At 68.1% G+C, this 24,648-nt stretch carries 24 protein-coding genes; 13 read left to right on the top strand and 11 right to left on the bottom strand.

What is annotated here, in order from left to right; all coding sequences use genetic code 11:
- Window positions 1-61: 61 nt before the first annotated feature.
- Window positions 62-637 carry a thiamine phosphate synthase gene (locus OKA11_RS06615; RefSeq protein WP_267219428.1) on the bottom strand — a complete coding sequence of 192 codons (576 nt, stop codon included), beginning with the start codon at window positions 635-637 and terminating at the stop codon, window positions 62-64.
- Between OKA11_RS06615 and OKA11_RS06610 the strand changes: the two genes are divergently transcribed.
- Complete coding sequence (locus OKA11_RS06610; protein ID WP_267219427.1) at window positions 636-1,298, top strand: YggS family pyridoxal phosphate-dependent enzyme; 663 nt, start codon at window positions 636-638, stop codon at window positions 1,296-1,298. The genes OKA11_RS06615 and OKA11_RS06610 overlap by 2 nt on opposite strands.
- A 36-nt stretch (window positions 1,299-1,334) precedes the next feature.
- Here the strand turns inward: OKA11_RS06610 and OKA11_RS06605 are convergent, their stop codons facing one another.
- Both OKA11_RS06605 and pyk read right to left on the bottom strand, forming a co-directional pair.
- On the bottom strand, window positions 1,335-1,964 hold the full coding sequence (locus tag OKA11_RS06605) for a LysE family translocator (RefSeq protein ID WP_267219426.1): 630 nt from the start codon (window positions 1,962-1,964) through the stop codon (window positions 1,335-1,337).
- Window positions 1,965-1,971: 7 nt separating this feature from the next.
- Window positions 1,972-3,447 (bottom strand): pyruvate kinase, encoded by a 1,476-nt coding sequence (gene pyk / locus OKA11_RS06600; protein WP_267219424.1) that lies wholly within the window; start codon window positions 3,445-3,447, stop codon window positions 1,972-1,974.
- Between the two features lie 77 nt (window positions 3,448-3,524).
- On the opposite strand from pyk, the gene OKA11_RS06595 reads away from it, so the two are divergent.
- The 3 genes from OKA11_RS06595 to OKA11_RS06585 all read left to right on the top strand — a co-directional run bounded on the left by OKA11_RS06595 (window position 3,525) and on the right by OKA11_RS06585 (window position 5,648).
- Complete coding sequence (locus OKA11_RS06595; RefSeq protein ID WP_267219423.1) at window positions 3,525-3,836, top strand: DUF1244 domain-containing protein; 312 nt, start codon at window positions 3,525-3,527, stop codon at window positions 3,834-3,836.
- 176 nt (window positions 3,837-4,012) lie between these two features.
- Window positions 4,013-5,272 carry a methyl-accepting chemotaxis protein gene (locus OKA11_RS06590; protein WP_267219422.1) on the top strand — a complete coding sequence of 420 codons (1,260 nt, stop codon included), beginning with the start codon at window positions 4,013-4,015 and terminating at the stop codon, window positions 5,270-5,272.
- 139 nt (window positions 5,273-5,411) lie between these two features.
- Complete coding sequence (locus OKA11_RS06585; protein ID WP_142636167.1) at window positions 5,412-5,648, top strand: DUF2312 domain-containing protein; 237 nt, start codon at window positions 5,412-5,414, stop codon at window positions 5,646-5,648.
- 56 nt (window positions 5,649-5,704) lie between these two features.
- On the opposite strand, the gene OKA11_RS06580 is transcribed toward OKA11_RS06585, so the two are convergent.
- Window positions 5,705-6,484, bottom strand: coding sequence for a CPBP family glutamic-type intramembrane protease (locus OKA11_RS06580; protein ID WP_267219421.1), 780 nt, complete (start codon window positions 6,482-6,484; stop codon window positions 5,705-5,707).
- Window positions 6,485-6,695: 211 nt separating this feature from the next.
- Between OKA11_RS06580 and OKA11_RS06575 the strand changes: the two genes are divergently transcribed.
- From OKA11_RS06575 to ruvC, 3 genes are read left to right on the top strand one after another with little or no spacing between them, the layout of a single operon-like run.
- A complete protein-coding gene (locus tag OKA11_RS06575; protein ID WP_142636163.1) occupies window positions 6,696-7,460 on the top strand; it encodes a YebC/PmpR family DNA-binding transcriptional regulator in 765 nt (254 codons plus the stop codon).
- A 1-nt stretch (window position 7,461) separates the two neighbouring features.
- A complete protein-coding gene (locus OKA11_RS06570; RefSeq protein WP_267219419.1) occupies window positions 7,462-7,812 on the top strand; it encodes a DUF3147 family protein in 351 nt (116 codons plus the stop codon).
- A 4-nt stretch (window positions 7,813-7,816) separates the two neighbouring features.
- Window positions 7,817-8,293, top strand: coding sequence for a crossover junction endodeoxyribonuclease RuvC (gene ruvC, locus OKA11_RS06565; protein WP_086492366.1), 477 nt, complete (start codon window positions 7,817-7,819; stop codon window positions 8,291-8,293).
- A 104-nt stretch (window positions 8,294-8,397) separates the two neighbouring features.
- Here the strand turns inward: ruvC and OKA11_RS06560 are convergent, their stop codons facing one another.
- The gene (locus OKA11_RS06560; RefSeq protein WP_267219418.1) at window positions 8,398-9,873 is read right to left on the bottom strand and encodes a glycosyltransferase family protein; all 1,476 of its coding nucleotides are present in this window, start codon (window positions 9,871-9,873) and stop codon (window positions 8,398-8,400) included.
- 179 nt (window positions 9,874-10,052) lie between these two features.
- On the opposite strand from OKA11_RS06560, the gene ruvA reads away from it, so the two are divergent.
- The 3 genes from ruvA to ruvB are packed head-to-tail and all read left to right on the top strand — an operon-like array spanning window position 10,053 to window position 12,315.
- A complete protein-coding gene (ruvA, locus tag OKA11_RS06555) occupies window positions 10,053-10,661 on the top strand; it encodes a Holliday junction branch migration protein RuvA (protein WP_267219417.1) in 609 nt (202 codons plus the stop codon).
- The gene (locus OKA11_RS06550) at window positions 10,658-11,293 is read left to right on the top strand and encodes an energy transducer TonB (protein WP_267219416.1); all 636 of its coding nucleotides are present in this window, start codon (window positions 10,658-10,660) and stop codon (window positions 11,291-11,293) included. The genes ruvA and OKA11_RS06550 overlap by 4 nt, the downstream gene beginning before the upstream one ends.
- A complete protein-coding gene (gene ruvB, locus OKA11_RS06545) occupies window positions 11,290-12,315 on the top strand; it encodes a Holliday junction branch migration DNA helicase RuvB (protein WP_267219415.1) in 1,026 nt (341 codons plus the stop codon). Before OKA11_RS06550 ends, ruvB begins: the two co-directional genes overlap by 4 nt.
- Window positions 12,316-12,818: 503 nt before the next feature.
- Here ruvB and OKA11_RS06540 read toward each other — a convergent pair.
- From OKA11_RS06540 to OKA11_RS06530, 3 genes are all read right to left on the bottom strand, one after another.
- A complete protein-coding gene (locus OKA11_RS06540; RefSeq protein WP_267219414.1) occupies window positions 12,819-13,601 on the bottom strand; it encodes a hypothetical protein in 783 nt (260 codons plus the stop codon).
- A 279-nt stretch (window positions 13,602-13,880) separates the two neighbouring features.
- Window positions 13,881-16,553 (bottom strand): aconitate hydratase AcnA, encoded by a 2,673-nt coding sequence (acnA, locus tag OKA11_RS06535; protein ID WP_267219413.1) that lies wholly within the window; start codon window positions 16,551-16,553, stop codon window positions 13,881-13,883.
- A 174-nt stretch (window positions 16,554-16,727) separates the two neighbouring features.
- Entirely contained in the window at window positions 16,728-17,618 is an 891-nt protein-coding gene (locus OKA11_RS06530) for a DMT family transporter (RefSeq protein WP_267219717.1), read from the bottom strand.
- A 224-nt stretch (window positions 17,619-17,842) separates the two neighbouring features.
- Between OKA11_RS06530 and OKA11_RS06525 the strand changes: the two genes are divergently transcribed.
- On the top strand, window positions 17,843-19,333 hold the full coding sequence (locus tag OKA11_RS06525) for a L,D-transpeptidase family protein (RefSeq protein WP_267219412.1): 1,491 nt from the start codon (window positions 17,843-17,845) through the stop codon (window positions 19,331-19,333).
- 327 nt (window positions 19,334-19,660) lie between these two features.
- Complete coding sequence (locus OKA11_RS06520) at window positions 19,661-19,942, top strand: hypothetical protein (protein WP_267219411.1); 282 nt, start codon at window positions 19,661-19,663, stop codon at window positions 19,940-19,942.
- A 150-nt stretch (window positions 19,943-20,092) separates the two neighbouring features.
- Here the strand turns inward: OKA11_RS06520 and mprF are convergent, their stop codons facing one another.
- Genes mprF through OKA11_RS06505 form a run of 3 tightly spaced genes read right to left on the bottom strand, consistent with a single transcriptional unit; the run spans window position 20,093 to window position 23,960 of the window.
- A complete protein-coding gene (gene mprF / locus OKA11_RS06515; RefSeq protein ID WP_267219410.1) occupies window positions 20,093-22,669 on the bottom strand; it encodes a bifunctional lysylphosphatidylglycerol flippase/synthetase MprF in 2,577 nt (858 codons plus the stop codon).
- Complete coding sequence (locus OKA11_RS06510; RefSeq protein ID WP_267219409.1) at window positions 22,666-23,136, bottom strand: DUF2147 domain-containing protein; 471 nt, start codon at window positions 23,134-23,136, stop codon at window positions 22,666-22,668. Before OKA11_RS06510 ends, mprF begins: the two co-directional genes overlap by 4 nt.
- Window positions 23,133-23,960, bottom strand: coding sequence for an AcvB/VirJ family lysyl-phosphatidylglycerol hydrolase (locus tag OKA11_RS06505; RefSeq protein ID WP_267219408.1), 828 nt, complete (start codon window positions 23,958-23,960; stop codon window positions 23,133-23,135). Before OKA11_RS06505 ends, OKA11_RS06510 begins: the two co-directional genes overlap by 4 nt.
- 176 nt (window positions 23,961-24,136) lie before the next feature.
- Between OKA11_RS06505 and OKA11_RS06500 the strand changes: the two genes are divergently transcribed.
- A complete protein-coding gene (locus OKA11_RS06500; protein ID WP_267219407.1) occupies window positions 24,137-24,628 on the top strand; it encodes a PDZ domain-containing protein in 492 nt (163 codons plus the stop codon).
- Window positions 24,629-24,648: the final 20 nt, after the last annotated feature.

The raw sequence follows: 24,648 nt of genomic DNA, 5'->3' as shown, positions 1-24,648 counted from the left end.
ATATAATGCGTCGGCGGGGGACTCGCCGTCAAGAATGGATCGGGAACAAGGTTGTGGGCGGTCAGATAAACGCCTGAATCGCCGCCCATTTGCGGGCAGGTAGCGTGCGGGCGCGATGTGGCGTCATGCCGCCAAGGGCGATCACGGGCACCTTCGAGCGCGCCGCCAGGAGGCGAAACCGCGTCGGCCCCAGCGTCTTGCCGCCGGGGTGCGAGCGGGTGGCGAAGACCGGCGAGAGCACGGCCATGGCGGCGCGGGCGCGGTGGGCATGCGCGAGTTCGCGCAGCGAATGGACGGTGACGAGGCGCAGCGTGGCGGGGCCTCGGACTAGTCTGTCCGCCGCGCCATAAGCCCCATCGGCGCCCCATTGCCGAGCTTCGCGGGCGCTGCCGGACAGGACAATGCGGTGGCCGAAACGGCGGGCTACGCGCTTCAGAACCGCGAAGCGGGCGCGGCGTTCGGCAGACGGCAGGTGGTAGTGGCGCAGCACCAGCCCCGATCCGCGCGGCAGGCGCGCGAGCGCGGTTTCGAGCGCGGCATCGTTGCGGGCGTCGCTGACGAGCCAGATGTCGGGCCAGATGTCGGGCGCAAGAGGTGACTGGCGGTTCGGCACGGGGACGCTATAGCAGCGCGCCATGGATCAGCCAGCTTCTCCTCTCCAGGCCGTTCGCGCCCGGATCGCCCACGCCGCCACCATTGCCGGACGCGAACCTCAGGCCATCGAACTCGTCGCCATCGCCAAGACCCACCCCGCCGAGGCGATCCTGCCGCTCCTCGCCGAGGGGCAGCGCGTCTTCGGGGAAAACCGCGTGCAGGAAGCCGAGGCCAAGTGGCCGGCGCTGCGCGAGGCCCATCCCGACGTGGTTTTGCACCTCGTCGGCCAGCTCCAGTCCAACAAGGCCGAGGACGCGGTCGCGCTGTTCGACTGCATCCACGCGCTCGACCGGCCCTCGCTGGTCTCGGCGCTGGCCAAGGCGATGGACAAGCTGGGCCGCCGGGTGCCGTGCTTCGTGCAGGTGAACATCGGCGCGGAAGAGCAGAAGGGCGGTTGCCCGATTGCCGATCTGCCCGCCCTGCTCGCCGAAGTGCGCAGTGCGGATATTCCGCTTGCGGGGCTGATGTGCGTGCCGCCGGCCGGCATCGAGGCGGCGCCGTTCTTTGCCCTGCTTGCCAAGCTCGCGGCGGATAACGGGGTTTCCGGCCTGTCGATGGGCATGAGCGAGGACTTCGAGACCGCGATCATGCTGGGCGCCACGCATGTGCGCGTGGGCAGCGCGCTGTTCGGGGCGCGGGGGTAAGCGAGCCCTCCCCATCCGCGGGGAGGGCAGCTTCCGTCAGGCGGCGCGGAAGGCCAGCAGCGAGAGGCCGAAGCCGGCGAACAGCCCGCCGGTCAGCCGGTTGAACACGCGCTTGACGCCGGCACGACCCAGATGGCGCGAGAGCGCGCGGCCGCTGAACGCGTAGACCGCGTACCAGAACGCCTCGATCACCGCGAAGACCGCCACCAGGATGGCGAACTGCGAGGCCTGCGGGCGGGCGGGATCGATGAACTGCGGCAGGAAGGCCGCCGCGAAGACGATGGCCTTGGGATTGCTGATCGCGATCGCATAGCCGCCGCGAAACAGGGCCAGCCCCGAGATTGCGGGGCGCACCGTCTGCGCCACGTCATCGTCTTCGCTCACCGGCGCGCGCCAGGCCTTGACCGCCAGGAACAGCAGATAGCCCGCGCCCGCGATGCGCAGCGCGGTGAAAGTGCCGGGCAGCGCATGGAGCAGCGCCCCCAACCCCACGGCGGAGGCGGCCAGCAGGGTGACAAGACCCAGGAGGCAGCCCGCCATGGTGGCAAGGGTGCGCTTCACGCCCAGTTCCACGCTGCGCGAGAGCACGTGGAGCATGTTGGGACCCGGCGTCGCGCTCAGCAGGAAGACCGCGACGGCGTAGATCCACAGGGTGTGAAGCGCCATGGCCGGGTCAGTCCAGTTCGTTGCCGGTGAGGGTGACGACGTGGAGCAGGTTGGTCGAGCCCGGCACGCCGAACGGCACGCCCGCCAGCGCCACGAGGCGGGTGCCGGCGGCGCCGAAACCGTGGCGCAGGGCCATGCGCTTGCCCTTGGCGATCATCTCCTCGAAGCTGCCGATGTCCTTGGTGGTCACCGTATGCGCGCCCCACAGCAGCGCCAGGCGGCGGGCGGTGGCGAGCGTCGGGGTGAGCACCAGCATCGGCGCGGCGGGACGCTCACGCGCGACGCGGCGGGCCGAACCGCCCGAGCCGGTGAAGACGATGATGCCCTCGATCGGCAGGGTATCGGCAATCGTCGCGCAGGAGGCGGAAAGCGCGTCGGCGGTGGTCGGATCGGGCGGGGTCGAGGCGAGGTGGATACGCTCGCGGTAGGTCGAATCGTGTTCGACCGAGACGGCGATGCGGTCCATGATCGTCACCGCCTCGACCGGCCACTGGCCGGCGGCGGTTTCGGCCGAGAGCATCACCGCGTCGGCGCCGTCGTAGACCGCGTTGGCGACGTCGGAGACTTCGGCGCGGGTCGGCGAGGGGCTGCTGATCATCGATTCCAGCATCTGCGTGGCCACCACCACCGGCTTGCCGCTGGCGCGGGTCTTGGCGACGATGTGCTTCTGGATCGGCGGCACCTGTTCGGGCAGCAGTTCGACGCCGAGGTCGCCGCGCGCGACCATGATGCCGTCCGACAGCTCGATGATCCCGTCGATCGACTGCACTGCGGCAGGCTTCTCGATCTTCGACATCAGCGCGCAGGCCCCGCCGATCAGGCGGCGGGCCTCGGCGACGTCTTCGGGGCGCTGCACGAAGGAGAGGCCGATCCAGTCGGCGCCCTGCTCGACCGCGAAAGCAAGGTCGCGGCGGTCCTTGTCGGTCAGCGCCGGCACCGGGACGATCGCGTCGGGCACGTTCACGCCCTTGCGGTCGGAGATCGCGCCGCCGACTTCGGCCGAGCACAGGATCGAATCGGCTTCGGCGCGGATCACCACGAGGCGCAGCTTGCCGTCGTCGATCAGCAGGCGCTGGCCCTTCTCGAGGATGCCGAACAGTTCGGGATGCGGCAGGCAGACGCGGTTGTCGTCACCCGGGGTGGGGTCGCGGTCCAGCGTGAAGTGGGCGCCGTGGCGGATGAAGGCCTTGCCCTCGGCAAACGTGCCGACGCGCAGCTTCGGGCCCTGCAGGTCGCAGAGCACGGCGATCGGGCGCATCGCGTCCTTTTCCACCGCGCGGATGTTGGCGATGGTCTCGCGGTGGGTGTCGTGATCGCCGTGGCTCATGTTGACGCGGAACGCATCGGCGCCGGCTTTCAGCAGCTTCTCGATGGTTTCCCGGTCACGGCTCGCCGGGCCGAGCGTGGCAAGGATCTTGACCTTGCGCTGGCGCTTGATGCCGCGGTGGTGGGGCGAGCGACGGAATGGTGGAGTGGTTGCCAAGGTCAGTGTGCCTCTTCCTGTATCGGGGCGATCTATGGCAAAGCTTGTCTGACAAACCAAGGACCAAGCGACGCGCCATGCACGAAAACAACTCCATAGACGCTCTTGATGACGCGGTTGCGGCAGCGGCTTTCCGCCGTCTCGTCAAGCACTTGCAGCAGCGTCACGATGCCGAGAACATCGAGCTGATGGGGCTCGCCGGATTTTGCCGCAATTGCCTGGCCGACTGGATCCGCGACGCCGGTTTTGCCGGCGACAAGGCCGCCGCGCGCGAAGTGATCCACGGCATGCCGTTCGGCGAATGGAAGGACAAGTACCAGGGCGAGGCCACCGCCGCGCAGCTGGCGCGGATGGAGGAGAGCCTGAAGAAGAACGCCCCCGGGCACTGAGGAGGGCGGCCCGCGAGGAACGGGTCTGCTGCCGATGGGGCGGCGATAAGGCGAGTCTAACGAAACTTTCTCCAAAAATCAGAGGGAAGCCCCGCGTTTTCGGGGTTCTGGCCTATAAGTACGATAATGCGAGTTAGGCATACTTCTAGCTATCCCCCTGAAGCGAGAAACGTCCGATGGTCGACTGGTTCGTCAAACATGCCCCTATCCGGCAGAAAACCTTCCTCGCCTTCTCCCTCATGGCCGCCGCGATGCTGGTGGCGGTGCTCTGCGCGGCGCTGCTGCCGCGGGTGTACGGCCTGCCGCTGGGCCTGGCGCTGACGCTGGGCGCCTGGCTCTTCGGCATGGCCTGCCGCGAGGGCATCTGCGTGCCTTATGTCTCCACCGTCGTGCGCATGGAGGGGGTGGCCGCGGGCGACCTCGACAGCCCGGTGGACTATACCGATTACCGCGACTGCGTGGGCCGCATGACCCAGGCGATGTTCACCTTCCGCGAGACCGCGCGCCAGCAGCGGATCACCGCGCGCGATCAGGCCGCGATGGTCGAACAGTTCACCGCCCAGCTGGAAAAGCTGGCGCGCGGCGATCTCACCGCCCAGGTGACGGCCGAGTTCACCGGCGAGTTCAGCCAGCTCAAGAGCCATTTCAACGAGGCGATCGGGCGGCTGCGCGATCTCGTCGGCGCGGTGCAGGTGCGCGCGCAGGCGATCCGCACCGGTTCGAGCGAGATCTCCCAGGCCTCCGACGACCTCGCGCGCCGTACCGAGGCCAATGCCGCGAGCCTCGAGCAGACCTCGGCCGCGATCGTCTCGATGGAGGATCGCCTCCGGAGCACCGCGGTCGCTGCCGGGCAGACGCTGGAGAGTGCCGACGGGGTGATCGCGCTGGTCGGCAAGGGCCGCGCGGTTGCCGGTGAGACGGTGGAGACGATGGGCCGCGTCTCGGGCTGCGCCAAGGGCATCGACACGGTGATCGAGGGGGTCGACAAGATCGCCTTCCAGACCCGGGTGCTGGCGATGAACGCGGCGGTCGAGGCCGGCCGCGCGGGCGAGGCCGGGCGCGGTTTCGCGGTTGTGGCCGATCTTGTCTCGGCGCTTGCCATGCGGGCCGAGGAAGAGGCGCGCAATGCCCGCGAGCAGCTTGGCGTCACCCAGTCGGAAGTCGCCAGTGCGGTGGAGGCGGTCAATTCGGTCGATTCGGCGCTGGTCGAGATCGTCGAGGGGGTGGGCAAGGTCCACCGGCTGCTGGCGCGCATGACCACCGACAACCGCGAGCAGTCCGCCGCCATCACCCAGGTGACCACCGCTATCGGCGAGATGGAACGCACGACGCAGTACAACGCCTCGATGGTCGAGCAGACGTCGGCCGCCGCGCTCAATCTCGACAGCGAGATCTCGCGCCTCAGCGCCCAGGCGGGCGAGTTCCGGCTGGCGTGACGGGCCCTGCCGCCGGCGGGCATTGTCCCGCCGGCGGAGTCTTTGCGCGATTTCCACAGGCCGGCGCTTTGCCCGAATCCCGCGCAGCCGCTATCAGCCCCGCCAAATCGATTCATCCTAGTTCCGGAGCACGAACCCCATGGCCGAAACCACCGACGATCGCCTGCGCCTGCTGATCGAGCGCGTCGAGCGCCTCGAAGAAGAAAAGAAGGGCATCGGCGACGATATCCGCGACGTCTACAACGAAGCCAAGGCGGTCGGCTACGACGTCAAGATCATGCGCCAGATCGTCCGCATCCGTAAGATGAAGCCGGACGACCGCCGCGAGATGGACATGCTGCTCGACACCTACAAGACCGCGCTCGGCATCGACTGACGGGTGTCCGGGCTTCGGCCCGGAAGCGGCAGGATCCGCCGCGCGCGGGTCCGCGATCAGCCGCCCAGTTGCACCAGCACCATGGTCGCCGCATTGGCGGCCATGTGCTGGAGCATCGCGGCCGGCAGGCCGATGCGCTGGCGGGTGAAACCCAGCATCAGTCCGGCCCAGAGCTGCGGCAGCACCATCGGCAGCATTGCCGCCGAGACGCGCGGGTAGTTCATCAGGTGAAAGGCGGCGAAGACCAGCGCCGCGATCCAGAAAATCATCGGAAAGGCCGCGCGGCAGACCGCCGCCGCTTGCCGCCTGCGCAGCACGAGCCAGCCGCCGAGCGCGGCGAGCGCGAGCGCCACCAGCGCGCCCAGCAGCGCCAGCGGTGCCAGCGCCCTTGCCGAGACGGCAAGGCCGGCGAACAGCACGCCGCAGAGCAGCAGCCACAAGGCGCGCGGGCGTCCGCTCTGCCAGCCCCGGAAGACCGTCTCTTCGGCGATCGGTGCGATCAGCACCGTGATCGGCAGCAGCCAGCCTGTGGGGAGCCTGTCGAAGGCATCGGGTGCGGGCAGGTGCATGGCCTGCTGCCACAGGCCGATCAGCGGCAGCACGACCAGCAGCAGCACCGCGACATGGAGCCCGCTCAGCACTCCCAGCGCGGCCCAGCCCGCGCCCGCCCGCAGGCCCATCGGCTTGAGGATCGCGGGCCTTTTCAGGAAGGCGGGCACTTCGCGCAGCAGCGCCAGCGGGCCTGCAGGCGCAGCTATCGGTGCAGGCACCGGTGCGCTGGGCTCTGCCTGCGCAGGCTGGGGGGAAGCGGCGGAAGTCGGGGTCCGGGTGGCCATGGCGATCTGCTAGCGGAGTTTTCTTGCCAAATCCTTTGGCCCGTTGCTGTTCGGGCAGGCAAGCGGAACGGGCGGTTGCCCTTGGGTGCCGGCCTGTTGTAAGGCGCGCCCTGCGTCATCTGGCACACATCATTCAACGGACCTCGCTGCCCGGCCCTCGCGGTTATCGCCGCAAGCAGGCAGGCAGGTGAGCGAAGCAAGAGCGGACCCCATGGCAGGCCATTCCAAATTCAAGAACATCATGCATCGCAAGGGTGCGCAGGACAAGAAGCGCTCGGCGCAGTTCAGCAAGCTCAGCCGCGAAATCACCGTGGCTGCCAAGATGGGCATGCCCGACCCGGACATGAACCCGCGCCTGCGCGCCGCCGTCAACGCCGCCAAGGCGCAGTCGATGCCCAAGGACAACATCCAGCGCGCGATCGACAAGGCCAGCAAGGGCGATGCCGAGAACTACGAGGAAGTGCGCTACGAGGGTTACGGCCCCGGCGGCGTCGCCCTCATCGTCGAGGCGCTGACCGACAACCGCAATCGCACCGCCACCAACGTGCGCACGGCGTTCTCCAAGAACGGCGGCAACCTCGGTGCCTCCGGCGCGGTTTCGCACGGTTTCGAACGTCTCGGCCTGATCGAGTACCCCGCCTCGGTGGGTGACGAGGAGAAGGTCCTCGAGGCCGCCATCGAAGCCGGCGCCGAGGACGTCCAGAGCGACATGGGCGACGGCGACGAGAACCCGGGCAGCCACTCGATCTGGGTCTCGGTCGATTCGCTGCACGAAGTCGCCCGCGAACTGGAAAAGGTGCTGGGCGAGGCCGAGGGCGTGAAGCTCGCCTGGAAGCCCAACCTCTCGGTCGATGTCGATGCCGACACTGCCGGCACGCTGATGAAGCTGGTCGACACGCTGGAAGACGACGACGACGTCCAGACCGTCTGGGGCAACTACGAGATCTCCGACGAGGTCATGGCGAAACTCGCCTGACATGCTGGCCCTGATCGCCCGTGCGCTGATCTCCGGCGCGATGATCGTGGCGATCGCCGAGATCGGCAAGCGCCTGCCCGCGATGGGCGCGCTTGTCGCCTCGCTTCCCCTGGTCTCGGTGCTGGGCATGATGCTCCTGTGGCATGCCCGGCCCGATGCCGAGAACATGGCGGTGCATGCACAGGCGACCTTCTGGTACGTGCTGCCCTCGCTGCCGATGTTCCTGCTGATCCCGGTGCTGCTGCGCCACGGGATCGGCTTCTGGCTCTCGCTGCTGGCGGGCTGCGTGCTGACCGTCCTGCTCTACCTGTTGATGGTGCATCTCGGCCCGCGCCTCGGCCTCAAGGTCTGATCCCATGATCATCATCGGCCTCGATCCGGGGCTCACCTGCACCGGCTGGGGCATCGTCGCCAAGAGCGGCAGCCGCCTCAGCCATGTCGCCAACGGGCAGATCCGCACCGATGCCAAGGCCGGCATGGCCGAGCGCCTGGTCGAGCTCGACGCGGCGCTGACCGACGTGATCCTCCATCACCGGCCCGATGCCGGCGCGGTGGAGGAAGTCTTCGTCAACGTGAACCCGCAGTCGACGCTGAAGCTGGGGCAGGCGCGCGGCGTCGCCATGCTGTCGATCGCGCGCGCGGGGCTGCCGGTGGCGGAATATTCCACCAAGGTCATCAAGAAGGCGCTGGTCGGCACCGGCGGCGCCGACAAGAAGCAGATCCAGCACATGCTGAAAGTGCTGCTCCCCGGCGTGAAGCTGGCGGGCGAGGACGCGTCGGATGCGCTTGCCGTTGCCATCACCCACGCGAACATGCTTGGGAGCCATCGCTAGCGGTTCGATTCCGACATTTCGCAAACCCATCCCATCCGCCAGCGGATGCGAATGTCACAATCACTCCGCCAGGCGGATTCCGCAGGGGCTTGGCCTAAGCGGCGTCAGGGCCGCCTCGCCAGCCCCGCATCGACGTCGATCATCCGCTGATAGGACCATTCCGGGGCCGGGGCGCAGGTCCCTTCGCGGCGGAACAGGCAGGCCTGCTGGTCGCCCATGGCCTCGCACGCCTCGCGGTGCCATCCGGGTAAGGCGCTATCCGGCGTGGCGAGGATCAGCGCATTGGCGCCCTGTGCCAGTCCCGGCGGCAGAGTGCCGGACAGCGGCCTGTCGCCGGTGGGGACGAGCAGGATCGGTACCGGCCGGGGCAGCAGCGCCGGCACGAGATGCGCCTTGATTTCGAAGTCCAGCGCGATCGCGCAGGCGCTGGGATCGTCCAGCGCCCGCAGCGCCAGTCGCGGTACTGCGCCGCCGCCGCGAAAGGCCGGATAGCCCCCGCTCTTGTATTCGGACGCGAACGACGCGCCCAGCCAGGCAAGGCAGACGATCGCAATGCCCGCCGGTCCGGCAATACCCGCCGGTCCGGCAATGCCGCCCCGGCGCTCTGCCAGGCGGTCCGCGAGCCGCACCGTGGCAATCGCCGCCAGGATCAGCACGGTCAGCGTGGACAGCCAGATGAACCGGTACTCCTTGTGGGCGATCAGGCTGTGGACCAGCACGTTGACCGTGGCGGCGGCCATCAGCGGCCAGTAGCGCCGCCCGGCCAGCAAGGCGGCGACCACGAGCGGCACCATGATCGGCGCCAGATGCGTGTAGAGCCCGATCAGGTAGGCAAACGGCCCCGAAACACCGAAGCGGGAGGCGATCCCATGGCCGATGTTCATCGCGACATTGACCATAACCCACGCGAACGGAACGCGGCCCATGGCCAGATCGCTGGCCGCGCCCAGCAGAGCAGCGGCAAGCCCGCCCAGCATCACCGGCCGCCAGCGCCGCCAGTCCAGCCGCAGCGCGCCGAGCGCCAGCACCGCGACGAAGGGCGCGTATTGCAGCCGCGCCAACACGCCGAGGCCAAGCAGCAAGCCGCTTGTCAGCAGGGACAGGTCGCTCGCCCGGCCGTTCGCGGAGCGGTCGCCATCGGCCAGCAACGGCGCGGCGGCGAGCAGGATCAGGGCGCTGGCCAGGCTTTCCGAAAGCAGGAGGTCGCTGAACAGCACCGCTTCCCACCACACCGAGGCGACGAACAGCGCGACCAGCGCGTGACGGCGCGAGGATAGCGCGCCCAGCCGCCAGGCGGCGGGAAGGGTCAGCAAGGTCAGTGCGCCGAAGGCGGCCCGGGCAAGGCGGACCGCAAAAAGCTGCTGGTCCGACAGCAGGTGGCCCAGCCACAGGAACAGGGCGAGGCCTTGTTCGATCACGGCGCTGCGCAAGCCGAAATGCGCTTCCCAGGGGACCAAGCCTCGCCCGGTGGCAAGGCGATTGCCCTGTTCGAGATATTGCATCAGCTCATCGGCGTGCATGATCTCGAACGGCGAGAAATGGGCGATCCGCAGTCCCACCGCGGCGAGTGTAACCGGCAAGGCCGCCAGAACCGGCCACGACCAACGATTTCCCGCCCGCGCGGCCCCGGCGTCTTTCCCCATGGCGGCGGGTTAGCATGGGCGATTCGCGCTGTCATGGGGCGGGCGGCGATTGCGCTGCTGATCGTGCTTGCCGCGCGGGCGGGCATCGGCCATAGGAGCCTCATGGGGAACAAACCATGATCGCAAAGCTGACTGGCCTGCTCGACGATACCGGCCCCGACTGGGCGATCATCGACGTGAACGGGGTGGGCTATCTCGTCCACTGTTCGGCGCGCACGCTCGACCATCTCGGCATCCGGGGCGACAAGGTCGTCGTCCACACCGAGATGCAGGTGTCCGAGACCGACCAGCGTCTGATCGGTTTCACCAGCGGGGCGGAGCGCAACTGGTTCCGCCTGCTGACGGCGGTTCAGGGGGTGGGCTCCAAGGTCGCGCTGGCGATCCTCTCGGCGCTCACCACCGAGGAACTGCAGCGCGCCTGTGCCGGGGGCGACAGCGCCATGGTGGCGCGCGCCAACGGCGTCGGCCCCAAGCTCGCCAGCCGCATCGTCAACGAACTCAAGGACAAGGCGGGCGGCATGCCCACCGTGCCCGGCGCGCCGGGCCTCGCCGCTGCGGCGGCGCCAGCGGGCGATGCCGGTGCGGATGCCGTCTCGGCGCTGCAGAACCTCGGCTTCAAGCCGGCGGTCGCGGCGATGGCGGTCGGCAAGGCGATGGAGGAACTGGGCGAGGATGCGGGGCTCAATGACCTTGTTCGCGTGGCGCTGAAGAAGGCGGCGGGATGATGGTGATGAAAATGCGGGGATTTCATTGTCGAGGCGTTCTCGCCGCAGCGGCTTTGGGCCTGTCGAGTATTAGCTCGGCGCAGCCGCCAGCCGATACGCGTGCAGAGGTGGCCAAGTCGCCAACCGTTATTGATGGTCCTCAAGAATTTCCGGCGGATGCGAAGTTGGCTGGTCATAATGGGACTGTCTTGGTTAGTGCCGTGATAACCGAGGCTGGGCTGGTTGAAGATGCTAGCGTAAAGCAGTCAAGCGGTTCGGTTATCTTGGATCAAGCGGCTGTGGATGCAGTGAAGAACTGGAAGTTGACGCCTGCGCTTGATGAATCCGGCAAAGCAGTTCGAACAGTGATAAAGCTAAATGTCGAATACACTCAGGCATTTTCCGAGAAATATAGTTGTCGCCAATTTGTTATAGACTCGGATTGGTTTGATTCCGAAAGGGGGCTTTCTCGACGAGAGGAATTGCGTATATATAAAACGCTCCGGGGAATGTTCGTTGCGTCTGCACTCCGAAGGGGTGGCGCGGCATCATTGAGTAAATTTGATTTTGATAAGAATTGGAACGATCTTATCGAATCTTGTCGCAAAAATCCGAAGACCAATTTTAGTGATATTTGGCGCAAATCGTTGTGACCGATAACCCCATCCTCACCTCGTCCCGCCAGCCGGAGGACGCCGATGCGGCGCTCAGGCCCAAGACGCTTGCCGAATTCGTCGGGCAGGCGGCGGCGAAGGACAATCTGCGCGTCTTCATCGAGAGCGCCAAGTCGCGGCGCGAGGCGATGGACCATACGCTGTTCTTCGGCCCGCCGGGCCTCGGCAAGACGACGCTGGCGCAGATCGTCGCGCGCGAGCTGGGCGTCGGTTTCCGCGCCACCAGCGGCCCGGTGATCGCCAAGGCGGGCGACCTTGCCGCGCTGCTGACCAATCTCGAGCACGGCGACGTGCTGTTCATCGACGAGATCCACCGCCTCAATCCGGTGGTCGAGGAAGTGCTCTACCCGGCGATGGAGGACCGCGCGCTCGACCTCATCATCGGCGAGGGCCCCTCGGCGCGTTCGGTGCGGATCGACCTGCCGCCCTTCACGCTGGTCGGCGCGACGACCCGGCAGGGCCTGCTGCAGACCCCGCTGCGCGACCGTTTCGGCATTCCCGTAAGGCTGCAGTTCTACACCGTCGAGGAACTGGAAAAGGTCGTCACGCGCGGCGCCGGGCTGCTCGGCATCGGCATGGACAAGGGCGGGGCGACCGAGATCGCCCGCCGGGCGCGGGGCACGCCGCGCGTGGCCGGACGGCTGATGCGCCGCGTGCGCGACTTTGCCCATGTCGCCGGGTCGGACGTGATCACCCGCGCGATCGCCGATGATGCGCTGACCCGGCTGGAAGTCGATTCGATCGGCCTCGACGCCCAGGACCGGCGCTACCTGCATATGATCGCCGACATCTACAAGGGCGGCCCGGTGGGGGTGGAAACGCTGGCGGCGGGTCTCTCCGAGCCGCGCGACACCATCGAGGAAGTGATCGAGCCCTATCTCATCCAGCTCGGCCTGATCGCCCGCACCGCCCGCGGGCGCTGCCTCAACGATCGGGGCTGGCAGCATCTCGGGCTGGTTCCGCCGCAGCAGGGCGGCCTGTTCGATTCGCAGGGGGACTGAGCCGGAGTCCGGCGATTTTGCAGATCCGTGAAAAGCTTCGGCAAAGCTTACGGAAAACGGCGGCAACAGTCCCGCAACGGCACACTATGGCTGTCAACCGCAAAAACTAACCGAGTTTATCGCAGGCCGGGACACGATTTCGCGAGAATGCCATTGTTCCCTTAACCTCTATCTGCGCTTGGTAGGCGCTAACGGACCTTCACGACATATGGTCGCGGTCGGCGGGTCCGGAGGGAGCGAAGAGAGAAAGCTATGTCGGTTCGAATGGCCTTGGCGAAGCTGTCTGCCTGTGCGGCGGGCTGCGCGATCATCGGCGGCGGGGCTGTCCACGTCGCTGAGACGCAGGCGAGCGGCGTCGAATACCACAAGCTCAAGCAGGCGAAAGTCGCCCGCCCCGCCAAGCGGACGATTCCCCGCAGGGCGCGCCGCGTGATCCCGCGCCCCGAACCGGTGCTGACCGCGCGCCGCGAGATCCCCCGTTACGACATGGCCCCTTTGCCGAGTTACGTGCCCCCCGCCGCGCCGCCGGTTTCCGGCTGCTGCGGCGGCACTCCGGTGGTGATCGGCGGCGGATCGAGCGGCGGCGGTTTCGGCGGCGGCTTCTTCGGCGGTTTCTTCGGCGGCAGCGGGTCGAGCGGCGGCAATGTCGTGATCAGTTCGACCACCACCGGTTCGACGTCCACTTCGACTTCGTCCGGCACGACCTCGAGTTCGAGCAGTTCCTCGGGCACCACGTCCGGCACTACTTCGGGCGTGCCCACCGATACCCAGAACGGCCAGACCTCCAGCGGCTCGACGACGACCACGACCACCACCACGACCGGCGGCGTCAGCACCACCACTTCGACCTCTGGCAATGTCACTTCGACCACCACGACGACCTCGGGCAACGTGACCTCGACGACCAGCTCGTCGTCGTCGAGTTCCTCGTCCAGTTCGTCGTCGTCGAGTTCCAGCTCCAGTTCCTCGTCCGGTTCCTCCTCGTCCGGTTCCTCCTCGTCCGGTTCCTCCTCGGGGTCCTCTTCGGGATCGTCCTCGGGATCTTCGAGCGGCTCCAGTTCGGGGTCCTCTTCGACGTCCTCGTCGACGTCTTCGTCGACCTCCTCTTCGAGTTCGACCTCGGGGTCCTCGTCGGGCAGCAGCGGCACGACCACGACGACCAGCGGCGGCCCGCCGCCGGGCGACAGCCCGCCGCCGCCGACCGACGTGCCGGCGCCGCCGATGCTGGTGCTGTTCGGCGCCGCCGCCGCCGCGCTGGTGGCGCGCCAGCGGCTGGCGGGACGCAAGGCGGGCTGAGCGCCGCCAGGAGATCATCCGGCCGCCGCTGCGACGGGCCGGCCCGGATCGCGGCCCCGCAAGACCGGGGGCGGGGTCTGGAAGAAGGGGGAAGCGTCGGGGGGCGCTTCTCCCTTTTTTGTGCCCGCTGCGTACGGCCGGTCTCGGCAAGGCGGCCGCTCTCGGCAAGGCGGCCGCTCTCGGCAGGCGGTCGGGCGCCACGAAAAAAACCCGCCCCGCGCGAACGCGGGACGGGGTTTCCTTCTTGAGCCGGTAAGGCGGCTGGCGGCTTAGGCGGCCAGCTTGCGCAGCACGTACTGCAGGATGCCGCCGTTGTTGAAGTATTCCACTTCGTTGGCGGTATCGATGCGGCACAGCGCGGTGAAGGTGAAGGTCGAACCGTCCGGACGGGTCACTTCGACTTCCACGTCCTGGCGCGGCTTGAGGCTGGCAACGCCCTTGATCGTGAAGGCGTCATCGCCGGTCAGGCCCAGGGTCTGGCGGGTGTCGCCATCCTTGAACTGAAGCGGCAGCACGCCCATGCCGACCAGGTTCGAACGGTGGATGCGCTCGAAGCTCTCGACGATCACGGCGCGGACGCCGAGAAGGTTGGTGCCCTTGGCCGCCCAGTCGCGCGACGAACCGGTGCCGTACTCCTTGCCGGCCACGACCACCATCGGCGTGCCCTGCTCCTTATACTTCTGCGCGACGTCGTAGACCGGCAGAACCTCTTCACCGAAGCGGCTCATGCCGCCTTCGATGCCGGGGACCATTTCGTTGCGGATGCGGATGTTGGCGAAGGTGCCGCGCATCATGACTTCGTGGTGGCCACGGCGCGAACCGTAGGAGTTGAAGTCCGCCTTGGCGACCTGGTGCTCCATCAGCCACTGGCCCGCCGGGCTGTCGGCCTTGATCGAACCGGCCGGCGAGATGTGGTCGGTGGTGATCGAATCGCCGAGGATCAGCAGCGGCTTCGCCTCGATGATGTCGTTCACCGGCGCCGGGGTCATTTCCAGGCCTTCGAAGTACGGCGGGTTGGCGACGTAGGTCGAACCGGCGCGCCACGAGTAGGTTTCCGAACCGGTGACGTTGATCGCCTGCCAGTGCTTGTCGCCCTTGTAGACGTCGGCATAGCGGGCCTGGAACATCGGGCGGTCCATGCAGGTGGCCATGGTTTCGGCCACTTCGTTGTTGGTCGGCCAGATGTCCTTGAGGAACACGTCGGTGCCGTCCTTGCTGACGCCGATCGGGGTGGTGGTGAAGTCTTCCACCACGGTGCCCTTCAGGGCGTATGCAACGACCAGCGGCGGCGAGGCCAGGAAGTTGGCGCGCACGTCGGGCGAGACGCGGCCTTCGAAGTTGCGGTTGCCCGAGATCACGGCGCTGGCGACCAGGCCGTTCTCGTTGATCGCCTTCGAGATCGGTTCGGCGAGCGGGCCCGAGTTGCCGATGCAGGTGGTGCAGCCGTAGCCGACCAGGTTGAAGCCGATGTTGTCGAGGTGCGACTGCAGGCCGGCCTTGTTGAGGTAGTCGGTGACGACCTGCGAACCGGGGGCGAGCGAGGTCTTGACCCAGGGCTTAGGCTTCAGGCCCAGCTCGTCGGCCTTCTTGGCGACGAGACCGGCGGCGACCAGCACGCTCGGGTTCGAGGTGTTGGTGCAGCTGGTGATGGCGGCGATCATGACGTCGCCGTCACCGATGTCGAAGTCCTTGCCTTCGACGGGGACGCGGGTGGCCGACTTCTTGTAGGTCTCGGCCATGTCCTTGTTGAACACGTCGTCGACGTCGGGAAGGGCAACCCAGTCCTGCGGACGCTTCGGACCGGCCAGCGAGGGCACGACGGTCGAGATGTCGAGTTCGAGGGTGGACGAGAAGATCGGGTCGGCAGCGCCGGCTTCCATCCAGAAGCCCTGTTCCTTGGCATAGGCTTCGACAAGCGCGATCTGCTCTTCCTCGCGGCCGGTGAGGCGCAGGTAGTCGAGCGTCTTGTCGTCGATGCCGAAGAAGCCGCAGGTGGCGCCGTATTCGGGGGCCATGTTGGCGAGCGTCGCGCGGTCGGCCAGCGACAGCGAGGCGAGGCCGGGGCCGAAGTATTCGACGAAGCGGCCGACCACGCCGTGCTTGCGCAGCATCGCGGTGCAGGTCAGCACGAGGTCGGTGGCGGTGACGCCTTCCTTCAGCTCGCCGGTGAACTTGAAGCCGACGACTTCGGGGATCAGCATCGAGACCGGCTGGCCGAGCATCGCGGCTTCCGCCTCGATGCCGCCGACGCCCCAGCCCAGCACGCCCAGGCCGTTGACCATGGTGGTGTGGCTGTCGGTGCCGACGCAGGTGTCGGGATAGGCAACCGTTTCACCGTTCTGGTCTTCGCTGGTCCACACCGACTTGGCGATGTTTTCCAGGTTCACCTGGTGGCAGATGCCGGTGCCCGGGGGAACCGCGTAGAAGTTGGCGAGCGACTTGGAGCCCCACTTGAGGAAGTCGTAACGCTCCATGTTGCGCTGGTATTCGATCTCCACGTTCTCTTCGAACGCCTTGGGGTGACCGAATTCGTCGACCATGACCGAGTGGTCGATCACGAGGTTGACGGGGACCAGCGGGTTGATCTTGCTGGTGTCGCCGCCGAGCTTGGCGATCGCGTCGCGCATCGCGGCAAGGTCGACCACGCAGGGCACGCCGGTGAAGTCCTGAAGCAGAACGCGCGCCGGGCGGTACTGGATTTCCTCACCGGTGACGGGGTTCTTCTGCCAGTCGACCACCGCCTGGACGTGGTCGGTCGAGACGGTGAAGCCGCCGTCTTCGAAGCGCAGCAGGTTTTCCAGCAGCACCTTCATCGAGAACGGCAGGCGGCTGATGTCGCCCAGCTTCTCGGAAGCCTTCTTGAGAGAGTAGTAGGCGACCTGCTTGTCGCCGACCGTCATGGTGCTGCGGGTACCGAGCGTATCCTGTCCGACCTGGGTCATTTTGGGTCTTATCCCCTTCTGTATGAAGCCTGTCGCCAATAGCGCGGCCCCTCGACGGAACCGAACTGGCCAGGTCCCGAAAAGGAGTGCCGTGCTGCATCGCGACAAAGCGGAGTCTGCGGCCCCGCCGATGCGCGTTCCGGGGCCGGAGGTCAAGGGGGGCTGGGTGCAGACCTACGTCGAGGTCGTTGCGTTTCTTGCACCAATCCAGCAGCCGACAACGATCAGCAACGTGCCCGCAACCGTGGCGAAACCCAGCGTCTCGTCGAACATCAGCCAGCCGAGCAGCGCGGCCCAGAGGAAGCCGGTATATTCGATCGGCAGCAGCACCTGGGTCTCGGCGCGTGCATAGCCCCAGGCGAGGAACAGCAGGGCGGCGGTGGCAAGGGCGGCGCCGGCGGCGATCAGGCCAAGACTGCGGACTTCGGGCAGGACCGCGAACCACGGCGAGAAAACCAGGAAAATCAGTGTGACGATGAGGTTCTGTGCCATCGCCACCTCGACCGGGCCGGCCAGCAGCGCCTGCTTGCGCTGGAGGACGAGGTTCGCGGCATAGAACACCGAGGAGGCCAGCACCGCCAGCGTTCCCGCCAGGGCCTCGTCCGAATAGGCGCCGCCGCCCAGCTTCCCGCCGAGAATCACGACGACGCCGCCGACCCCGAGCAGCGAGGCGAGAATGGCCCGCCGGCGGATCGTCTCGCCCAGCAGCAGCGCCGCGAAGTAGAGCGCGATGATCGGCGAGACGAACGAAAGCGCGATTCCCTCGGCCATAGGAATTCGTGCAAGGCCATAGAAAAAGAGTGCGGCCATCGCCGAAGTTATCGCTGCGCGCAGGGCATGGACCTTGAGGACCTGGCGGCTGGGGATGGGCCGGCCGGCCGCGAGCCAGAGCGGGAACGTCATCAAGGCGCCGAAAAGATTGCGGAACAGCAGCGCGCTATAGACGCCGACCGCCAGCGAGGCGCCCTTGATGGCGGCGTCCATCATGCTGAACGTGGCGATCCCGGCGACGACCGCCAGCACGGGCATCAACTGGGAGCGGGGGGCAGGGGCGGGCGCGTGCATCACGTCCTTGCCTCTCGCCGCATGCCGGGGCGGGCGCAAGTCCCATGCCGTCCGGCGAGCCTGTTCCGTTGCGCCATTCATCGCTCAATTCATCGCAGGGTCAGGCGAAATCCTTGAACATGGGGTCAGTTGGGGGCAAAGCGATATTTCTGACGCGGTCTTGGCGGACCGCTTTCCCACCCCGTCCCCCCGGGGTTCATCACGACAGGCAGGTTCAGGACAAGATGGCGAGTTTCAAGCGGTTCGGTTGCAGCGTTCTGGCGGTTGTCGCGGCGACGGGCGTCCTCGCGCAGCCGGTAGCGGCGCAGAAGGCCGACACGGCCGCCGGCCAGAGCAGCCAGAAGGCGAAGAAGCTTTCGACGCCGACCTCGATCCTGCCCGCCGCGCAGGCCACCGGCACCGCGCCTGCGGCAGCGAAGACCCCGTCCCCGCGGGTGGCCGCGTCCGCCGCTCCTGCCGCGGTGCCGGCCGCGACGAGCCCGGGCGCTCCCGTGGTGCCGCTCGCGGCGCCGGCACCGGGCAAGTCCGATGCCTTGCTGGCCGAGCCGGTGATGTCGTGGTCGCTGGCCGATGCCAAGGCGCTGCTGCAGACCATCGGCTATATCGGCAAGGAAGGTCTGATCCCGGCCGACTACCAGCCCGCCGCGCTCAAGGCGGCGATCGCCGCGGGTGAGGGCGATGCGCTCGACCAGCTGGCGAGCCGGGTGTTCGGCTGGCTGATCGAGGACTTGCGCGATGGCCGCACGCCGATGACGCAGCGCGTGCAGTGGTTCGCGGTCGACCCCGACCAGGACGTGATGCCCACCGCGCAGATCATGGCGCAGGCGCTCTCGAACCACGATGTCGCCGGCGTCGTCGACGAACTGGCGCCGACCAACCCGGACTATGCCGCGCTCAAGGCCGCCTACAATGCGACGCCGGTGGCCGACAAGGCGCGCCGCGCGCTGATCCAGGCGAACATGGACCGCTGGCGCTGGCTCGCCCGCGACCTCGGCGATGTCTACCTGATGACCAACATTCCCGAGTTCCAGCTGCGCCTCGTGGTGAAGAACCGGATCATCCGCAGCTACAAGACGGTGGTCGGCAAGCCCGGCCGCACCGCGACGCCGCAGCTCGCCGAGACGGTCAGCGCCGTCGTCTTCAACCCGACCTGGACGGTGCCGCAGTCGATCGTCAAGGGTGAGGGGCTGGGCGCCAAGGTGCTGGGCAACCCGGCCTGGGCGAAGCGCGCCGGCTACAAGGCGACCAAGAGCGCGGACGGCGTGATCACCGTCGTCCAGCAGCCGGGGCCGACCAATTCGCTGGGCCTGATGAAGATCGACATGCCCAACCCGCACGCGATCTACCTGCACGACACGCCCTCGAAGCAGTACTTCAACGCCGACGTGCGCGCCTTCAGCCACGGCTGCATCCGCACCGAGCGCGCGGTGGAACTGGGCATGACGATGGCGATCCTCGGCGCCCAGAAGACCGCCGCCGAAGCCGCGGAGATCTCGCGCTCGGGCGAATATACCAAGGTGTCGATGACGCGGACCTTCCCGGTCTACCTCACCTACTTCACCTTCGCCCGCGCGATCGACGGCGAACTGAAGGCGTTCAACGACCTCTATGCGCGCGACAAGCCGGTGCTCGACAGCTTCGTCGCCCCGCGCCAGCTCAAGACCACCCAGCGCGCGAGCGAGGAAGAAGTCATCAAGCTGGATAACCCGCTTTAAAGCGTTTTCCAATCAGGTGGTATCACCTGATGACTCGGAAAACGCGTAAAACCAAAATCTTAGAGCAGTTGATCCGATGCAGTCGGATCGGAAACTGCTCTAAGGCTCGAAAATCCGCCTCGTGCGGATTTTGGCGGCACCCGCCGACCTCGCGGCGATCCTACCCTATGGGTGGTCGGGAGTGGGAGAGGGCCGGTGCCGCAAGCCATTCGCGGATGCGACTGGCGCACCCGCAGTACACTCAACGCGAGAGCGATTGCCGGGGCCTTGCCTCGTGCCTCGGCGGTGGCCACCTAGGCGAACGATGTTTGCCGAGGAACCCCGATCATGAGCGAGAACACCGACCGCATCGGCGAGGCCACCGCGCGGATCGTCGAACTCGAAGCCGAACTCGAAGCCTCGGGCACCACCACCCGTGCCGAGGCCGAACTGGCCCGCGCCAAGGCACTGCTGCACGAATGGGTCGATAGCGTGGTGGCCGTGGTGGCAACGCCGGGCGTCGGCCGTGCGGTGCTGATCCACGACAACGGCAGCGAATCGCGCATCGCCTCGCCCGACCTGCCGTTCCGGCTGGCGGTGCCGGTCTCGTTCGAGCGGCGCGAGGGGTAGCAGGCGTTCGGGTTGCGCCGCCGCTGCGGACCTTCCCGTCCCGCCCGGCCTCAGCTTGTCGAAGGCCCCGGGGCCGGGCGCTGCGGTTCCCCATGGTTCGACACGCTCGGCATGAGCGGGGTGGGTGGTGGGTGGTGGGTGGAGCCGCGCTTACGAAGCCGTCTTGCGCTGCCCTGCGCGCAATCTCCCCGCACTCCGCCCGTCGCCGATCAGGGCTTGCAGGTCGAGCAGGGCGCGGCCGGTCGCGACGCCGCCGTGGCAGGCGATGAAGCGGGGTTCCCACAAGGGCGCGAACTTCTCCTTGTAGTTGCGCAGGCCCTCGAAGCCGTAGAACGCGGCGCCGTGGCGGAACAGCATGCCGGCCGCGCGCGCCCATGTCGGGGCGAGGCGGCGGGCCTCGATGCCCGACAGCGGCGCGAGGCCAAGGTTGAACCACGCATACCCTTCCTGCCGGCCCCAGAGCATCAGACGCGTGAACAGGAAGTCCATGCAGCCATAAGGCACCTCGGCGCGGTGGCGCATGAGGTCTACCGAGAGTTCCTCGCGCCCCGCCGTCTTCCACAAGTTGGCGAAGGCGACAATCGCGCCTTGCTTGCGCACCACGGCGATGTCGCAGCGGGCGATATAGGCTTCGTCGAAGCGGCCGACGCTGAAGGCTTTCTCGCGCTGGCCCTTGGCGCGCAGCCAATCGTCCGAGACCAGCCGCAGTTCGCCCATGATCGCGCCGGCGCGGGCGGCGGGGACGATGGAGAACTCGGCGCCCTCGCGCTCGGCGCGGCGCACGGCGTGGCGCAGCGGGCGGGCGGCGGGGCCGTCGAGCGAGAACCGGGCGAGGTCGACGCGGGCTTCCTCGCCGTATTTCATCAGTTGCAGGCCCATGTCGATGGCGATGGGCAGCACGGCGGGGGTGACCTGATAGAGCAGCACCCGGCCCTGATTGGCGTCGGCCCGTTCGCGCAGGCGCCAGAGCAGTTCGGGCCAGTCCGCCGGTTCGCCCACCGGATCGCCCATGACGATCCAGGAATGGCCGCGCACCTGGTACATCAGCAGGCTGCGGTTGCCGGGCCCGGCCAGGAACAGCTTGTCCCCGGTCAGCGCCAGCATCGATTCCGAGCGGACGGCGTGGGTGAGGGCCTCGTCGACGTCCACCGGGCCTTCATCGGGCAGGCCGCAGTGGCGCGAGGGGCGCAGCAGCGCCAGCACCACGAAGGCGCCGGTCGCCACGGCGACGGCAAAGCTCGCCCGCATGTAGCGCGAGGCATCGCCCGACCAGGCGAACTTCCACCAGAGGCTGCCGCGATAGGCCGGGAAGGTCTGGGTGAAATAGCCGATCACGATGACCAGCGTGATCGTCGCCACCATGGCGAGGATCCAGTTGGCGCTCATCACGTCGGTGGTGAGCGCGGTACGCCGCCAGAAGCCGCGCCGCGCCAGTTGCAGCACGCCCGCGACGGCGAGCAGGGTCACGGCCTCTTCATAGTCGAGGCCCTTGGCCAGCGAGAACGCCGCGCCCGCCACGAGCAGCGCGCGGGTGAGCAGGAAGGCGGCGTCGAGGCGGCGGTAAAGCGCCGGGGCCAGGACCAGCAGCAGGGTGCCCACGAGGCTGGCGGCGATCTGCGAGGCCTCGACGAAGGGCAGCGGTACGAGGCCCCGGATCGCCGCCATGCGCTCAGGCAGGGCAGGCGTGGCGCCGGAGAGCAGCAGGATCCCGCCGCCCAGGAACACCAGCAGCGCGACTGCGCGCGGCGCCAGCGCGGTGAGCATCGTCTCGCCCGCCTTGAGGGCCAGGCCCGCCGGGCGCTTCCAGCGGGCATGCTCGTGGTGCACCAGCAGCACCAGCGCGGCGCAGAGCGGCAGCAGGTAATAGACGATGCGGTAGACCAGCAGCGCGGACAGCAGCATGCCCGGCGCCGCTTGCGGGCAGAGCGCGACCACGGTCGCCTCGAACACGCCGAGGCCGCCGGGCACGTGGCTCACCAGCGCGACGACGATGGCCAGCACATAGGCCAGCAGCAGCGGGGCATAGAGCGCGGGGGCCGCGTGCGGCAGCAGCACGAAGAGCGCGGCGCAGGCGGCGGAGATGTCGGCCAGCGCCGCTGCGGTCATGCGCGCCATGCCGCCGGGGCCGGGCAGGTGCCAGCGCTTGCCGAGCAGGGCGGCGAGAACGAGCAGGACCAGCAACCCGGCGCCCGCCGCGTGCTGCATGGCCAGCGACAGGACATGGCCCGGAACCGTCAGCGGCTGACGGTGGACCAGCAGCGCCAGCGCGGCGGAGGCGAGCACGCCGCTCCAGAACGTGACCCCGGCGATCGCGGTGACGCGGGCGACATCTCCGGTCGAGAGGCCGCGCGCGCCATAGACGCGCAGCCGCGCGGCGGCCCCGGTGATGATGCCGAAGCCGAGATTGTGGCTGAGCGTATAGCTGGTGAACGAGGCCAGCGCGGCGGCGCGCCAGGGCAGCGGCTTGCCGATCGCGCGCAGGGCCATGACATCGTAGATCGTCAGCAGCAGGTAGCTTGCAGCGGTGAAGCCCAATGCCGCCGCCAGCCGCCAGACCGGCAGGGCGCGGGCATCGCGCAGCACCGCGTGGAGATCCAGCCGCATCGCCATGTGGCGCAGGCTCATCCCCGCCAGCACCAGCACCAGCACGGCCAGCGCCAGCTGGGCGGGAACCGCCAGGCGATGGACCAGCGGTTTCAGCTGTGAAAGGGGGGCGGGCCGGTTCACGGTCGCCGCGTCCAGACCTGCGACTTGCAGAGCAGGCCGTGGAGGATGCAGCCGCTGATCTTGAGGTGGCCCTCGTCGGGCTGGTGGATGCGCGAGAAGAAGGTCGAGCCCATGTCGGGCACGAAGACCTGCCCTTGCCAGTTGCCCGCGTCCTGCCGCCGGTAGCCCTGCAGCAGCTGGGTGCCGACGAGGTGGGAGACCCCGGCATCGGCGGCGTCGGCCAGCGCCTGTCCGCCGACCCAGGTCACCGTGCCGCACAGCAGCGTGCCGCAAGGCGCGACCGAAACCTCGACGTCGCCCGCCGGGTTGAGCCAGCGGCCATAGGGGTTGAGCAGGTGCTGCGCGGCCATGCCGGGCACCGCGTCGGCCGGCGAGGCCGCGGCGAGAGCGCCCATCACGCCGAGCGTCAGGCCGAGGCTGAGGTTGAGCGTGAGGGCGCGGCTGTGCGTCAGCAGGCGGCGGATCATCGGGCAGGCTCCGGAAGGCGGGTCAGGTGCGCGGGCTGGAAATGGGCGGCGATCACCGTGCGGATGGTGGTGAACACCCGGTCGGCGTCATGTTCGAGGTAGTGGTCGCCGGGCAGGGCCAGCTGGGTCAGGTGCGGCAGGTGCAGCAGCGGGCAGAGGCTGTCGGTCTCCTGCTGGCCGCGAATGCAGACCACCGGCACCCAGTCGAGCTTGCGGGCGCTGGTGATGGCCATGGCGTCCGGCGTGGTCCGGTCCAGCCATTCGAGCGGCGAGACGCGCAGGAACACGGTGCGCGTGGGCACTGTCAGCACCACCAGCGCCACGTGGGCGCGCAGGTCCGCCGGCAGGTGCTCGAGCCCGACATGGACCATGTCGGCGCCGAACGACTGGCCCAGCACCACCACCTTGTCGACGTGCCCCAGCGCCATCGCCCGGCGGATCGCCTGGGCCATGATCGCGCTCACTTCGGCAGGGCTGCGGCGGACGCGGAAGTAGTTCAGCGCATTGATCGAGACGGTGGCGACGCCGTGGTCGGCAAGCCCCTGGGCCACCGGGGCGCCCATCCCTGCGCGCGGGCCCATGTCGCCCGAGATCAGCACGGCGGCATAGTCCTTGCGGCTGTCGCCGCTGTCGCCGCGCGGGGGCAGCGCGCGCAAGGGGCTGGCGTCGAAGGCGCCGAGCCAGGCCAGCCAGCCGAGCACGGCGAGCACGGCCACCAGCGCCGCAACCAGCGCGTGGCGGGTCCGGCGGCGGCGCTGGCGCCGGCCCGGGTTGGAGGCGCCCAGGTTGGAAGTCAGGCGGGGGGAATAGGCTGCCCTTTTCATGGTGCGTGCCTGCGCCTTTCCGGCTTGCCGCAGGGTGGAGCGAACATGGAATTTCCTTAATGTGACTTTGCCGCGTCACCCTGCGATAGTCAGGCTCAAGGGTGTGCTTGAGCGGAAGGTTCGCGCATCCGACGATCGCGTGCCCCGCTCCCTCTCTGGCGTGAACTGGACGAGAGATGACCGACGCAGACGATGTCCGTACCGGCCGCGAGGTCGATCCCGGCTTCCCCTACGACGCGAAGCGCCGCGTGCTGGACCTCCTGCCGATGCTGGGGGCGCTGCTGGCGGTGACCGGGGCGCTGACCTGGGGCGACTTGTGGGCGCAGCACCACTTCGGGCTGGTCGGGCCCGATGCCGCGGCCGTGCACGAGACCGCCGCGCAGGACGAGGCGAGCCGCCGGGTGCTGGACTTCACCGCCGACGACCTGCCCGACGGCAAACCCGGGCTGGTCGTCACCTCGGTGCGCTCGGACGGCCATGCCGAACATGCCGGGCTGGTGGTGGGCGACCGCATCGTCGATGTGGACGGGGCGCAGGCCAGCTCGTTTTCCACCCTTGCGCAGGAGTTGTCTGAGCGCGGGGCACGGCCTATGCACCTCGATGTGGTGCATCTCGGGGCGGTTCGCAGGATCGACCTTGCCGGTTCGCCGCAGCCCGGCAATCGCTGATCTGCCGGAGCACGCAAATG

It is taken from the genome of Novosphingobium clariflavum (genome assembly GCF_026420865.1).
In the GTDB taxonomy this organism is placed as follows: Bacteria; Pseudomonadota; Alphaproteobacteria; order Sphingomonadales; family Sphingomonadaceae; genus Novosphingobium; species Novosphingobium clariflavum.
The sequence above is the reverse complement of the archived record's forward strand: the minus strand, read 5'-3'. Positions and strand labels throughout refer to the sequence as shown.

Coding starts and splice junctions, on each gene's coding strand:
- OKA11_RS06610 (WP_267219427.1), top strand. CDS start 636: ATGGATCAGCCAGCTTCTCCTCTCCAGGCCGTTCGCGCCCGGATCGCC.
- OKA11_RS06615 (WP_267219428.1), bottom strand. CDS start 637: ATGGCGCGCTGCTATAGCGTCCCCGTGCCGAACCGCCAGTCACCTCTT.
- OKA11_RS06605 (WP_267219426.1), bottom strand. CDS start 1,964: ATGGCGCTTCACACCCTGTGGATCTACGCCGTCGCGGTCTTCCTGCTG.
- OKA11_RS06595 (WP_267219423.1), top strand. CDS start 3,525: ATGCACGAAAACAACTCCATAGACGCTCTTGATGACGCGGTTGCGGCA.
- OKA11_RS06590 (WP_267219422.1), top strand. CDS start 4,013: ATGGTCGACTGGTTCGTCAAACATGCCCCTATCCGGCAGAAAACCTTC.
- OKA11_RS06585 (WP_142636167.1), top strand. CDS start 5,412: ATGGCCGAAACCACCGACGATCGCCTGCGCCTGCTGATCGAGCGCGTC.
- OKA11_RS06580 (WP_267219421.1), bottom strand. CDS start 6,484: ATGGCCACCCGGACCCCGACTTCCGCCGCTTCCCCCCAGCCTGCGCAG.
- OKA11_RS06575 (WP_142636163.1), top strand. CDS start 6,696: ATGGCAGGCCATTCCAAATTCAAGAACATCATGCATCGCAAGGGTGCG.
- OKA11_RS06570 (WP_267219419.1), top strand. CDS start 7,462: ATGCTGGCCCTGATCGCCCGTGCGCTGATCTCCGGCGCGATGATCGTG.
- ruvC (WP_086492366.1), top strand. CDS start 7,817: ATGATCATCATCGGCCTCGATCCGGGGCTCACCTGCACCGGCTGGGGC.
- ruvA (WP_267219417.1), top strand. CDS start 10,053: ATGATCGCAAAGCTGACTGGCCTGCTCGACGATACCGGCCCCGACTGG.
- OKA11_RS06550 (WP_267219416.1), top strand. CDS start 10,658: ATGATGGTGATGAAAATGCGGGGATTTCATTGTCGAGGCGTTCTCGCC.
- acnA (WP_267219413.1), bottom strand. CDS start 16,553: ATGACCCAGGTCGGACAGGATACGCTCGGTACCCGCAGCACCATGACG.
- OKA11_RS06530 (WP_267219717.1), bottom strand. CDS start 17,618: ATGCACGCGCCCGCCCCTGCCCCCCGCTCCCAGTTGATGCCCGTGCTG.
- OKA11_RS06525 (WP_267219412.1), top strand. CDS start 17,843: ATGGCGAGTTTCAAGCGGTTCGGTTGCAGCGTTCTGGCGGTTGTCGCG.
- OKA11_RS06520 (WP_267219411.1), top strand. CDS start 19,661: ATGAGCGAGAACACCGACCGCATCGGCGAGGCCACCGCGCGGATCGTC.
- OKA11_RS06510 (WP_267219409.1), bottom strand. CDS start 23,136: ATGATCCGCCGCCTGCTGACGCACAGCCGCGCCCTCACGCTCAACCTC.
- OKA11_RS06505 (WP_267219408.1), bottom strand. CDS start 23,960: ATGAAAAGGGCAGCCTATTCCCCCCGCCTGACTTCCAACCTGGGCGCC.
- OKA11_RS06500 (WP_267219407.1), top strand. CDS start 24,137: ATGACCGACGCAGACGATGTCCGTACCGGCCGCGAGGTCGATCCCGGC.